Genomic DNA, 12,847 nt, shown 5'->3' with positions numbered 1-12,847 from the left:
TATAAAAGCATATTTTTCAGCATGTTATTAATGATGCAAGTTGTGTTTGCATTTATTACGATGTTTTGAATGTAGTTTTTGACTATTAATTGCATTTATAAATGAGGTAATTTATGGGTGTTGAAATGCTGTAAAAATATGTATGTAAAACTGTGAGTATTTATGTAGCTGGTAAATATGTAGATTTGCCTGATGATTGTGCGAGTAGATTTGTGGGCAAATGTGTAGGTTTGAGTGCTTAAATGCTGCATGAGAAAATGGATGGCAGGAGCGTTGGCAGAATGAATGCTTTCTATGTAGGGATTTGTTCTGCGATTTATAATTAACAAATGCAATAAAAAATATCATTCAAGCTGCATGAGTTCGATGATCATTTCCATAGCGATTCAAAAAGGAGGGACCGGTAAGACGACAACCACCATAGCCCTGGGAACAGGCCTGGCAAAATATGGCCAGAAGGTATTATTGGTTGACATGGACCCCCAGGCAAATTTGACTTTGAGCATGGGGCATCATGAAATGCTCAATAGCGTTTCTAAAACTTTGTATGAAGCCATCTGGGCCATCTCCAAAGATCAGGACTACGATGTGCCCGGGATAATTTTGCCCACCGAACTTGGAGTGGATTTGCTGCCTTCCACCAAACACCTCGGAGCAGCCGATCATGAGTTGATTCAGGTAGATCAAAGGCAGAAGGTTTTGACACGAATTCTGGATCAGGTGCGGGATCAATACGATATCATCCTTATCGATACACCTCCCAAGATCGACAACCTGACCATCAATGCCCTTTCGGCCAGTGACTATTACCTCGTTCCTTTAAATGCAGAATATTTTGCGGCCTCTGGTTTGGAACTCCTGCTGGATGCTGCAAATCGGATAAAGGATCACATCAATCCTGACCTCCAGTGTTTGGGCGTCCTGCTCAATCGCTACAATCCGCATAAGGTAGCTATGCGCAATATGGCCAGCATTGCAGAACGGAGAATGGGGGAGTTGGTTTACACCTCCTTCATCCGTGAAAATATATCTCTCATGGAAGCACAAATGAACAATATGAGCATATATGATTATGCACCTAAAAGTAATGGTGCAGCTGATTATAGCGCTTTTGTTAGAGAGACGATGTTGCGATTGGGCCTCGCCGTACCCGAAAGTAAAAAATAGCCCAGGTATTATTTAGAATAAAAGAACATCTTATATCTACAGATATGGCAAAGAAAGATTTATCTCACGCAAAAGGACTCGATGCACTCTTCAATAGTGCCCCTCCGATTACCCGCGAGGAGAGTAGTCGCCCCAAAACTGTTGCCAAGCAAAAAACAGCGCCTCCCAAAAAAGTGGCGAAAAAGCCTGTCGAGCCTAAAATTGAGGAAGTAGCGGCAGTTGAAGAGGAAATACAGGAGCAAATTCAGGAAAGTCCTCAGAAAAAAGCCAATAAGCTTAGGAAGAAACCTGCTTCTAATAAGCAACAGTTGTTTTCAGTAAACCTGGAAAGCGTAAGAGAGCGCAAGATCGAATACACCGGCATCCGCCTGAAAAAAGATCTGTTCCAGCGTTTGGAAAGCATCGCTAATCGGGAAAAGCTCAAAAGCACAAATTCCTTGATTGCTTTGGTGCTGGAAGCCTATTGTGAGGGCTACGAGGCCTAATTCATCTACTAAAAAGCTAAATTCTAGAAAATATGCTGCTGAAGGATCAAATTGTGGCTTCAAAAGAAGCCTTTATGAAAGCCATGAAGGATTATCCCCAGGATGAGCCCGTGACCATGATCAATATTCTCAAGTTCAAAGCAAAGACGGGTAGGGGAGAAGAAACGGGACAAGAAGCCTATAAGGTATATAGTAAAAATGTTGCCTCTTTAGTAAAAAAGGCAGGAGCAGAAGTTGTATGGGCAGGTGAGGTAAAAGGAACCATCATCGGCGATTATACAGATCAACCGCATATGTTGCTTTTGGTCAAATATCCGAATATGAAGGCCTTTATGGACATGGCTATATCCGAGGCATACCAAAAAGTCAAGCATGATCGGGAAATAGCCCTGGAATATGGAGGACTATTGCCAGCTATGCAAATTCCGGGTTTAGGATAAAGCCATGGCTAATCAGGTGGAATCCCACCAGATTACATGCATTTCAATGAAGGGATATAGAAAGAAGTAGCTTCCTCAAGCTTTCTCGCGAAGACTCCTGATGCTAAGACAATGGATAGCTTAAGTTTATCGCATCATCCCTATAAATCGATTGCTAGGCATAAGGAAAATAGAAAAGTAAATGAGCGAAAAGATTTATATAGATGGAAAAGAGATCTCTGTCAAATCGATTGATGAGCAGGACTATATTTCTTTGACCGATATGGTAAGAGATAGGAGAAATCCCAGTCAAGCTATAAACAATTGGTTGCGAAATCGAGATACCCTTGAATTACTTTCATTTTGGGAGAGTATGAATAATCCAGATTTTAATCTTCTCGAATTCGAGAAGATTAGAAATGAGGCAGGCAGAAATGCATTTACAATATCGGTAAAAAACTGGATTCAGGAAACCGGGGCTATAGGATTAGAGGCGAAAGCGGGCCGATATGGCGGCACTTTTGGACATAGAGATTTGGCTTTTGCTTTTGCTTCCTGGGTAAGTCCTTTATTCCAACTTATGCTAATACGTGAGTTCCAACATCTCAAATCTCATGAGTACCAGCGCCAGAAACTCGAATGGGATGCAGGCCGTTTCCTTTCTAAAGTGAATTACTCCTTGCAAGCAGATGCAATTGAAAATACCATTCTGCCTCGTATCTCTGAAAAAGATGGTAAATTCATTTATGCTGATGAGGCGGATCTCATCAATCTGGTCATCTTTGGAATGACCGCGAAAGAATGGAGAGAAGCAAATCCTGATGCCAAAGGGAATATACGGGATCATGCCAGTCTCATCCAATTAGTTGTCTTATCAAATCTCGAAACCCACAATGCCGATTATATACGTGCAGGAGCAAGTAAAGAGGCTCGTTACCGACGTTTGTGCGAAATAGCGGCTAAGCAGGTCGAAGTTTTCAAACGTGATATTCGATTATCTGATGATCGGAAGTTTTTGAAATAAAGACTTGAATCATCAGACAAAAACCAAATCCTGCGTATATTATCTCTGAACTACAAATGAAACCTATTTACACCACTATGCGACTCATATTTTCAATTTCAACCGTATTTCTCCTGCTCTGTGCTGCTGCATGTGCACAGGCTCCTACTATCCCGAATAAAGATTTACAAATAGCTACGGCGGTAATGGCCGCTGGTGAAGCTGATCGCGCAGGAGCTATGGTCTATGGCTACGATAGCGAAGGCAATGTTGTGAAACTACGTGATGGAAGTAATAACACCGTATGTGTTGCCGACAATCCCAATCAGGAAGGATTCAATATCGCTTCCTATCATATCAACCTTGAGCCTTTTATGGCAAGAGGAAGAGCCCTGAGAGCTGAAGGAAAAAATCCACAAGAGATTTTTGATACGCGCGAAAAGGAAGCAAAAGCTGGAACGCTAAAAATGCCGGAAACGCCAAGCACCCTTCAATTGGTGTATGGGAAAGAAGGTAAATACAATGCTGAAAGCGGAGAACTGGAAGGCACTAAATATCGTTCTGTCGTTTATATTCCCTGGGCTACTGGAGAATCTACAGGATTACCTCTGAAGCCCGTGGTACCCGGTGCGGCATGGTTGATGGATCCCGGGACTCATAGAGCCCATATTATGATTACACCTCCGCAAGAGTAGGGGAGGGGCGAATAAAACAAATAAGAAAAAAGGCGAAGCATATGCTTCGCCTTTTTTCTTATGGTATTTTGGGTGTTACTATTTTTCAACTATCTCACTTCGCTTATAGCCGATCCGATGAGCGACTGCTAGCAGGCTTTTCCCATCAGCAAGCTCAAAAGGTTCCTCATAGACTTCCCATCTTTCGCCAACTTCCTCTCCTGCTTCCAATATCTGATAGCCAATAGAAGCTCCTGCAGTAGAAGAATTCAGGCTGATCTTGCCATTTTCCTCTGCAATAATAGGAGCAGCTGTTTCCGGCTGAATTTGTCCAGGCCAGATGGATTCCAAATATTCATGTTCCTCGATCAGGCCTCTGTCTTTAATTTCCCCCATCCATCGATCCATCTCATCACTCAATTCTTTGATTTTATCAGCATAGGCAGGGTCTTCAGCCAGATTATTGACCTCATGAGGATCCTTTTCCAAATCATAAAATTCGAAAGGGGCTTTACTCTCCTTGAACCATAGTGCCTGTACTTCATTTAATTCTCCCGCATCTCGCATACGAAGCAGTTCTTTCATCACCGGCATATTTTCCCTATAAGCAACGGGCAAATACATAGGTTTTTCCGGCTGATAGTTTCGGATGTATTTATATTGCTTATCTCGAACCGCCCGGACCATATCATATTTGGCATCAAAGCGATCTCCTCCGGCATGTACATATTGGGCTTCCTCCTTTCGGGCATATTTCCCTAAAAAGGCTTTTCCATCCAGATATTCTCCTGGCTCTATTCCCGCCAATGACATGATCGTTGGCTTGAAGTCAATAAAACTCACAAACTGCTCATCCGTTTCACCTGCTCTGAATTTATTGGGAAAGCGAATTACCATCGGAAGCCGAATGCCTGAATCATAAACCAGGCGTTTCATGCGGGGTAGGGGACCGCCATGATCTGAATACCAGAATATGATCGTACTATCCATCAAGTTTGCAGCTTCCAGTTCAGCTAAAAGCTTTCCAACCTGGGAGTCCATAACTTTGATATTGGAGTACATGCGGCGAACATCTGTCTGTCCGACTTCATTGTCTGGCAAATAAGGAGGTACATTGACGTTCAGGTCTTCATCCACCCAAAGAGAATCCTCTGCTTTGGCCCAGATTTGAGATTCATGAGTAACTCCTAAATTGAAAATGGCAAAGAATGGCTGTCCGGCTTTGCGGTTTTTCCAATGGGCTGTTCGGCTGCTTTCATCCCAGGCCGTTGGTGTTTTTTTGTATTGCAGATCTTCCTTGGCATTATTGCTACAATAATATCCGGCCCTTCTCAAACGCTCACTATGCATCTGAACTTCCGGATCGGGCAAGGCTTCGTAAGGAGTGAGGCCTTTTGGAAAGTAGGCGGGATTTCCTCCGGTTCGCATATGATGAGCCCCAATACTCGCTGGATACATGCCAGTCGAAATCGCAGCACGACTGGGCGCGCAAACTCCGGAAGGTGAAAAAACATGGGTGTATTTCACTCCTTCTGCCACCAAACGACTGATATTAGGTGTTTCTACCGTAGGGTCGCCCCAATCGGGCAGAAAAGGACTTAGGTCCTCGGCCACTATCCATACAATATTGGGGGTAAAAGCTAATTCAGGACTGTGTGTGGGAGCTTTATCAGCTGTTTCCTGACTTGCAGGTGTATGGCAGGCTGTAATGGCAACTGCAATGAGTAGTAGTAGTAAATATCTCATAAATCTTTATTCTAACTTCAGATTTTTAGGCTTAAAGGGCAAAATATCCGGTTCCACGAACCTTGCCCTTGCTTTCAACTGAAATAAACAATCTTTGCTATAAAATTCTAATGGCAACTTTTTGGATGCCAGAGGACTATTCAAAAAGCCATTGACGATAGTCGCTAAATCCTGATCCTGCTTTTGTTGAATATAGCTGGAGATTACCCATATCCAGAAAACCGTCAGGCTTTCATGATAACCACTATCTGCTGTATTTTCTACTCCCATAGAAACATTGAGCGCAATGATTCCAGAGCGTAGATAAATCAAAGTTTCATGAAAGGAGTATTGCGAACAATAATGACAGCCTACAATCAAATGAGCTTCATGTGTCCATTGTTCTTTTGTAAGCTTTTGATCAATAAAGCCAACAAGCAGTTGAGAGATTTCGCTTTTAGAATATTCTGTCATTACATCATCCGATTATAAATAAGCTCATCCAGGCTGTATTTCCCTGCTCCTTTAAGCAGGAGATAAATAGCAATTAGCGCAAAGAGGATGGCTTTTTCTTTTCTTCCAAAAGGATCTTCAGCATGTCTTATAAAAGCAGCTACAAGCATCGTGATGGTAATAAGTACAGAGCTGGGCTTTGTGGCAAATCCCAATGCGATGAAAATTCCTCCTAAAAATTCGGACAAAGCAGCGGCCCAGGCAAATAGAGCAGGCATGGCAAAGCCCATTTTCCCTACTCCCTCAATGAAACCTTCTGTTGCAGGAATTTTCCCCAAACCGTGCCCAAAAGCCAAAGATAAACCTGCTCCTACTCTAAGAATTAATAGTCCCAAATCAGCCATGGGGCTATCCTCTGTAGTCGAAAAGAAAAATTGTTTGATTTTATTCATGAGTTACTATTTACCAGCGAAAGTAAAAAAAATCTATTTTTACTTTCTGATTTAAGTCCTGACTCTTCCAAAAATCTAACCTATGCCCACTACTTTTCCCGAATACCATGGACACTGGCTTACCAAAGGCACCTTCGAATTTGTGCGTAGTCCACTTGAATATGCGTCCAAAAATTTCGAAACCTATGGAGATACCTTTTATGGTGTATTTCCAATAGGAAAAGCATTGATGACCAGCAATCCAGGTTTGATTCGATATGTTCTGCAAGGAAATCAGAAGAATTATCGAAAGGACCAGGCATATGATGATCTGGGGATGCTTTTGGGGAAAGGTTTGGTAACGAGTAGGGGAGACTTCTGGCGAAAGCAGAGACGGATTGCTCAGCCTACCTTTTACAAGAAAAGCCTGGATGGGCTGTTTTCCAATATGCGGGAACTGGTGGAGAGCTATGCTATAGATCTCGAAGGAAAGAGAGGTCAAGAACTGGATATGAGTCAGGAAATGATGGCTTTGACGGCGAGGGTTGCGATGAAAACTCTTTTTTCGGAAGAACTGGAAGGGGATTTATTGGAAATTTACGATTGCATTTCGGTTGCACAGAAATACGTGAGTAGTAGGACTTTCAATCCGCTCTCGATTCCTTTCAGCTACATAAATGGAAGCTATCATAAATTCAAAAGAAAGAAGGCCATCCTGGACAAATTGCTCTACAACCTTATCGAGAAGCGGAAAAAATCAGCGGAGAAAGAAAGCGACTTCCTTCAAATGCTTATGGATGCGCGTTATGAAGATACGGGAGAACCGATGAGTGAGCAGCAATTGCTGGATGAATTATTGACTATATTCTCCGCGGGCCATGAAACTTCCGCAAATGGTTTGGCCTGGATGTTTTACCTTTTGAGTCAACATCCGGAAATTGTAGCGAAAATTAGAGCCGAATTGAAAGAGATTTTGGGGGATCGATCCGCGGAAGTGATGGATTTGAAGAAACTTAGCTACCTGACTCAAGTGATAGAGGAAGGAATGCGCCTCCATCCTCCCGTATGGTCTGTCGGCAGGGAGGCGATAGAAGAAGATGAATGGGAAGGCCACCCCATTAAAAAAGGCACCATCATAGGAGTATATTTTTATCATTTACACAGACATCCCGATCTCTGGGAAAATCCGAATGAGTTCGATCCAGATCGTTTTTCGGAAGCAGCCAAAAAAGCTCGGCCCAATTCACATTACATCCCTTTCGGTGCCGGCCCGCGTATGTGCATAGGAAATTATTTCGCCATGATGGAAATGCAACTCATTCTGGCAGAACTCTTGCGGAAATTTGATTTCCATTTGGTCCCCGGTCAAAAAATCGAAATGGAACCTATGGTAACCCTAAGGCCTAAATATGGGATCAAGATGGAAATTAGGTAAAGAATTTTATCATAAACCCTAGAGGCAACTCATGAGCTTCCTCGCCTCGAATACAGATACATGGGAACACGTCTCACATATAGTGAATTGCCTGAAGGCGATCTTAAGCAAGCTCTCTATCGCGATCTGGACGATTTCATTAGCTGGTACGAAAGCATAGGAAATCGCTATCCGGCAGAAATAGATTATGAGCTTTTGGAGAAGCTTCATGAACTCAGCAATTCATCCACTCAACAAGAACAAAATTCCTCTGAATTTATAGATGATTGGGCCCTCGTTTATTTGGGAGAATATTGTGACTTCGGTCCCGGCAACATAAAAGATGTTACCGATAGTAGCGCCCTTAACATCCGAAATTATGAATCGGAACGAAGGATCATAAGCTCAGGTTTTGATCGGGAAATCCTACTGCTATGGGATTTTATGATTCTGGGTCGTTCTCTCGCTCAGAAAGAAAGATATATTTCCAATAAGGATATCTTCCGTTTTGCTCAGTTTAGTGAAGGGGAATGTCAAAAGCTATATTCAGTGCTTACAGATTCTTTTGATATAAGTACCTCCGAGAAATTCAATAAAATTCCTGCCATTGGCTCGGTCATCCATGCCATCAAGCACAAAAAATGGCCTGGCTTATTGGTGAAGGTGGCATAAATCTATGCGAAATATAATTTCAGTAGGGACAGATTATAATCTGTCCCTACTACTTTTTTTGAAAATTTATTCCCCTGATTATCAGTGGAATACCTTCTTTTGGTAAAAAAAGATTCCCACCCACCATGCAATTTTCCCGCCCATCTGTCTTTTAATCGAAGCGTAATTGAAAATCGTTTGAACCAAACATTGGAATTAGTTTGGTCAGTTCTTTGGAAACCTTCGATCTCCCTCTCCTGATTTTTAATTTTTATGACCCCAGGATTACAAAACAACACCAGAAAAGGCTTGAAAGGAGAGGGGATTGAAGGCTTATGAAAATGAAATTTGACACTAGCTCATCTCGAGATTTGGCAAGCGCCAAAATAGGGGCACTGAGAGATCCTGAATCTGATTGGGTTTAAGAATAGTACAGGATTCCTCGGCATACATCCTGCTCGCATGCCAGACTCGGAATGATATATCAGTGAACATAACAATCGGTTCAACCCCTGCAAACCTGGCTTTGATGAAACTTTATCTATGCTGCATATTCCTGTTTATTCTCTCTGCGTATTCGGTCAAAAAAGGCTGGATGAGCTGGGAAGAAGAATGCCAACTCATAGATGATTTTCCCGCAGAACCCCGCTTTAATATTCCCGACCTGATGCCTGTGGCAGAAAATGTGCCTGTAAGCAGCAATTTTGGGATGCGGATTCACCCGGTTTACAAAAAGAAGCAAATGCATTGGGGCATCGATTTTCCTCTACCCGCAGGAACACCTATACGGGCAGCTGCAGATGGAATTGTTCAAAAGACCATGCAGTCAGGAAAAAAGAGCTCCTATGGAAAACATATACAGATTGGCCATGACCAGGTATACAGTTCTCTTTACGCTCATTTGTCAAAAGTCTATGTAACAGAAGGACAAATGATTCAAAGAGGAGATACCATCGGCCTTTCGGGGAATACAGGTGTAACTACCGGACCCCATTTACACTTTGAGGTATTTAAAAACGGGATTCATGTTAATCCCCTGGCTTTCTGGCAAAAACGATAATAAGATATGAAAACCTTTGTTCTAGTTTGTGTATTAGGTATCAGCAATCTCCTTGCTCCAAGTGGTATTCAAAGAGCAGATGATGTTCTGGAAAGAATGCATACTGGATTGGAGAAGGTCTATGAGCATAGTTACAGACTACAGTTAAGAGAAAGAAAGCTCGACAGAAGCTTTCATCAGGGGCAGATGCTCATTCAGGTGAAAAATAATCCCCTGAAGATTCGTGCAGAGATTTTGGGACCTAAAAAAGGCCTTTTGGTTGAATACAATGCTGCCGAAGATATGCATGAGGCTACCATCATTCCCAAGCAATGGTTACCCGCCGTAAAGATCAAGAGCGACATCCATGGGGATATCCTACGCAAAGGCCACTATGCGATCAATGAAACCAGCTTAAATTATTTTGATAAGATCATCAAAAGACTAGAACAGAAATTTAAGCAGAAAGGGGACTATGGAACCTATGTGAAAAATGTGGGCCTGGTAGCGACTCAAGGAAGATCTTGCTTTAAAATCGAACTTAGTGATCCCAGTTTTCATATCAGAAATTATACAGTAAAAGCCGGAGAAAACCTCCTGGATATATCAAAAAGACTGCTTATCCACCCATTTAAGATACGAGAACTAAATCCTCAGCTGGACAGCTATTATGAATTAGCAGCTGGCAGGCAAATCAGGATTCCCAGTTCATACGCAAAAAGATGTGTCATATACATTGACAATCAAGAATTTTTACCCAGAAGACTGGAAGTATACGACGAGAGTGGGATGTTTGAACAATATAGTTTTCATGACATTCATGTAAAAAAATAGCAGACCCATTTCTTGCACAGATCCTCCCATTCTCCCCTAGCCTTGACAGCTTTGACCCCAATGGGAGAAACCCTCCGAAAGCTCACAATTCCATGATTCCGAGCGGAGGGTGAGGGAGGACTTCCTTTACCTACAGCTTTTCCAAACCAATAATTAACATCACAATGGACTTGCTTACCATCATCGAAATTTTAGCCGTAGCCGGAGTTATTGCCTTGCAATTCATGGTCTACAGTCGCAACAGAAGAGAAATCGCCTCTTTATCCCTGGTTTACCCTGATTTTGAAGACCTGAAACTCTTTACGGAAGGAAGTCAGGAAAATGGAAGTCGCGGATATTCGGGCCAAAGAATCACCTTATTGGAAGATAACCAGCACTTTCATCCCATTTTTCAGGAAGTTGTTCATACAACCAATGCCTATTTGAGAAAAAATGGAGGAGAAGCTGACTTTGATATCCTAAAAGATATGGCAGAACGCAAATCTGCCTCTCAAGAACATATCGTTGAGTCAACGATAACCCTGCCTTTGTACATTGGACTAATCTGCACCTTTGCGGGTGTGATTGTCGGCCTTATCAAGATTGCGGTGGTAGGTGTCAATGATGCCGCCATCCAGTCTTTTGTGGGAGGAGTAATGATCGGAATGGTGGGAAGTGCTGCCGGACTAGGCCTTACGGTTCGTAGCAATTTCCTGTTTAAAAATGCAAAAAAGCAGCATGATCAGGATCAGTACAATTATTTCGCCTTTCTTCGAACCTACATCCTCCCTGCCTTGCCTCAAAGCCAGACAGAGCCTATTGCTGCTCTGAGAAAGAACCTGGCGAGTTTCAATGATGGGTTTGCAACCTATCAAAACCATATGAATGAGTCCCTGACCGAAACCCTCAGACTATTTGGGGACCTGAAACTGGTCTTCAAACAAATCCGGAATATGGAACAGGGACTCAGTGGTGTCGGGAACTATCTGAAGGACAATGACAACCTCATTGAAAAGCAGGTGGTCTCCCTGGACGGATATACGCGAAAGGTGGAAGAACTTACCCAAAAGCTGGAAGGCCATTTTACGACAGCCGGTAACCGCATCGAGCACATGATCCAGGAGAATCTTCATGCCCTCGATAAGAGTACCCTGGCCGCTTATGTAAAAATGGATCGCTACCTCGAGTCGATAGAAGATGGAGATAGAAAAGATTTTGCAGAAGCTCTCAACCGCGACCTCAAGAATATAAGAGGAGATGTAGAGCTGCTTCAAAGCAAAAGTATAGAGGTAAATGCCCTTTTGTTGGAGCAATTGTCCTATGATAATGGAGAAAAAGAAGAATTAGGTTCTCAGGTGCGAAATATGAGCAAACAGCTCGCAGAGGTCATCGACAAGCAACATGAAAGTTTCCTCAACTCCAAAGAGATGAAAGTCTTTGTCTATTCAGGAGTTGCCGCCTTCAATGCAGGCCTGGCAGGTATCGTCATCTATCTCATCAACAACTTTGTATCATGAAGCGAGATATAAACCGCCTTTTTTGGCTGAGCTACGCAGACCTAATGACTGCATTATTTATAACAGTGTTAGTGCTTTTTGTCCTAAGCTTCAAAATGTTTTCCCAGCGCGAATCCGCGCTCAAGGATACAGAGGAAGAATTGCGATTGCGAAGCCTCGAATTGCAGGAGCAAAATGGCGCCCTAATGCAACAGCAACAGGACCTGGACCGATTGAAAGTTCGAACGGCCAGTTATCGAAAAAAAGACTACGACTTTAAAAAGCTTAAACAGGCCCTGGATGAGGAAGAAAGCCTTTCAGGGACTCTCATCCAACAGATTCAGGAAGAAAGAGCGTATCTCTTTGACTTGCAGGATCAGTTGGAGGAGGAGAGGGGCAGATTAAAAGTCCTCGAAGAGGAATACCTCAAACTAAAAGAAATCCAAAAGGCGATAGAAAATCTGGACCCCAGATATTTTGTCTACCAGCCTAAATACAAACGGCATATCCTCAAGCCCCAGGTGCAATTTGCTAAAGGGGCTCACGAGATCGATTCCTATTACGAACCCATTCTTATCAATGCAGGCAAGGCGCTAAAAAAACTAGTGGGCAGGTTAAATCCTGATGACAATATCAAATACCTGCTGATCATCGAAGGTATGGCTTCGAGGGACGACTATGATCAAAACTATGAATTGAGTTATAAGCGGGCTTTGTCTCTCTATAAACTTTGGGAGGAACAGGGCATCCGATATGATAGCGATCGCTATGAGATCATGATAAGTGGAAGTGGGGAAGGAGGGATAGGCAGGGATCATTATGAGGAAGCGAAAAATCAGCGTTTTCTGATTCAGGTCATCCCCAAGATCGGAGATCTGAGCGATATCAAATTGGGCAAATCAAAACTGATGGCCCAGAAAAGGAAATAAAGATTCATGTAACAATTTCGATAGGTGCACAAGCAAAAACACAATAGCTAAATCTTTTTCTTTCCGAATATTTACTCACCTATGCCGGTGCCTTGTGATGGGGCGCCGGCTTTTTTTTAGGAAGTGTTGTAGTGTTGTAGTTCGGTAG

General features: G+C 42.7%; 14 protein-coding genes. 11 read left to right on the top strand and 3 right to left on the bottom strand.

Features of this window, described 5'->3' with window-relative positions; translation table 11 throughout:
• The first annotated feature begins 357 nt into the window (after positions 1 to 357).
• The 5 genes from R8P61_34290 to R8P61_34270 all read left to right on the top strand — a co-directional run bounded on the left by R8P61_34290 (position 358) and on the right by R8P61_34270 (position 3,769).
• The gene (locus tag R8P61_34290) at positions 358 to 1,167 is read left to right on the top strand and encodes an AAA family ATPase (protein ID MDW3652196.1); all 810 of its coding nucleotides are present in this window, start codon (positions 358 to 360) and stop codon (positions 1,165 to 1,167) included.
• Between the two features lie 44 nt (positions 1,168 to 1,211).
• Positions 1,212 to 1,652 carry a hypothetical protein gene (locus tag R8P61_34285; protein ID MDW3652195.1) on the top strand — a complete coding sequence of 147 codons (441 nt, stop codon included), beginning with the start codon at positions 1,212 to 1,214 and terminating at the stop codon, positions 1,650 to 1,652.
• A 32-nt stretch (positions 1,653 to 1,684) separates the two neighbouring features.
• Positions 1,685 to 2,092 carry a DUF1330 domain-containing protein gene (locus R8P61_34280; protein MDW3652194.1) on the top strand — a complete coding sequence of 136 codons (408 nt, stop codon included), beginning with the start codon at positions 1,685 to 1,687 and terminating at the stop codon, positions 2,090 to 2,092.
• Positions 2,093 to 2,273: 181 nt separating this feature from the next.
• Entirely contained in the window at positions 2,274 to 3,095 is an 822-nt protein-coding gene (locus R8P61_34275) for a KilA-N domain-containing protein (protein ID MDW3652193.1), read from the top strand.
• Between the two features lie 77 nt (positions 3,096 to 3,172).
• Entirely contained in the window at positions 3,173 to 3,769 is a 597-nt protein-coding gene (locus tag R8P61_34270) for a hypothetical protein (GenBank protein MDW3652192.1), read from the top strand.
• Positions 3,770 to 3,847: 78 nt separating this feature from the next.
• Here R8P61_34270 and R8P61_34265 read toward each other — a convergent pair whose 3' ends face one another.
• From R8P61_34265 to R8P61_34255, 3 genes are read right to left on the bottom strand one after another with little or no spacing between them, the layout of a single operon-like run.
• The gene (locus R8P61_34265; protein MDW3652191.1) at positions 3,848 to 5,494 is read right to left on the bottom strand and encodes a sulfatase; all 1,647 of its coding nucleotides are present in this window, start codon (positions 5,492 to 5,494) and stop codon (positions 3,848 to 3,850) included.
• Between the two features lie 6 nt (positions 5,495 to 5,500).
• Positions 5,501 to 5,947: a hypothetical protein gene (locus tag R8P61_34260; GenBank protein MDW3652190.1), complete on the bottom strand. Its 447-nt coding sequence runs from the start codon at positions 5,945 to 5,947 to the stop codon at positions 5,501 to 5,503.
• Positions 5,947 to 6,378 (bottom strand): DoxX family protein, encoded by a 432-nt coding sequence (locus tag R8P61_34255; protein MDW3652189.1) that lies wholly within the window; start codon positions 6,376 to 6,378, stop codon positions 5,947 to 5,949. Before R8P61_34255 ends, R8P61_34260 begins: the two co-directional genes overlap by 1 nt.
• A gap of 82 nt (positions 6,379 to 6,460) precedes the next feature.
• Between R8P61_34255 and R8P61_34250 the strand changes: the two genes are divergently transcribed.
• The 6 genes from R8P61_34250 (at position 6,461) to R8P61_34225 (ending at position 12,699) form a co-directional block, all read left to right on the top strand.
• Positions 6,461 to 7,792 (top strand): cytochrome P450, encoded by a 1,332-nt coding sequence (locus R8P61_34250; GenBank protein ID MDW3652188.1) that lies wholly within the window; start codon positions 6,461 to 6,463, stop codon positions 7,790 to 7,792.
• 60 nt (positions 7,793 to 7,852) lie between these two features.
• Positions 7,853 to 8,443: a hypothetical protein gene (locus R8P61_34245; protein MDW3652187.1), complete on the top strand. Its 591-nt coding sequence runs from the start codon at positions 7,853 to 7,855 to the stop codon at positions 8,441 to 8,443.
• Positions 8,444 to 8,951: 508 nt separating this feature from the next.
• Positions 8,952 to 9,482, top strand: coding sequence for a M23 family metallopeptidase (locus R8P61_34240; protein MDW3652186.1), 531 nt, complete (start codon positions 8,952 to 8,954; stop codon positions 9,480 to 9,482).
• Positions 9,483 to 9,488: 6 nt separating this feature from the next.
• Positions 9,489 to 10,295 carry a LysM peptidoglycan-binding domain-containing protein gene (locus R8P61_34235; GenBank protein MDW3652185.1) on the top strand — a complete coding sequence of 269 codons (807 nt, stop codon included), beginning with the start codon at positions 9,489 to 9,491 and terminating at the stop codon, positions 10,293 to 10,295.
• 164 nt (positions 10,296 to 10,459) lie between these two features.
• Positions 10,460 to 11,791, top strand: coding sequence for a hypothetical protein (locus R8P61_34230; GenBank protein MDW3652184.1), 1,332 nt, complete (start codon positions 10,460 to 10,462; stop codon positions 11,789 to 11,791).
• Positions 11,792 to 11,886: 95 nt separating this feature from the next.
• A complete protein-coding gene (locus R8P61_34225) occupies positions 11,887 to 12,699 on the top strand; it encodes a hypothetical protein (GenBank protein MDW3652183.1) in 813 nt (270 codons plus the stop codon).
• Positions 12,700 to 12,847: the final 148 nt, after the last annotated feature.

The sequence above is a fragment of the Bacteroidia bacterium genome (assembly GCA_033391075.1).
GTDB lineage: Bacteria > Bacteroidota > Bacteroidia > J057 > J057 > JAWPMV01.
Note: the sequence above shows the minus strand (reverse complement) of the source record. Positions and strands in the feature narration are given on the sequence as shown.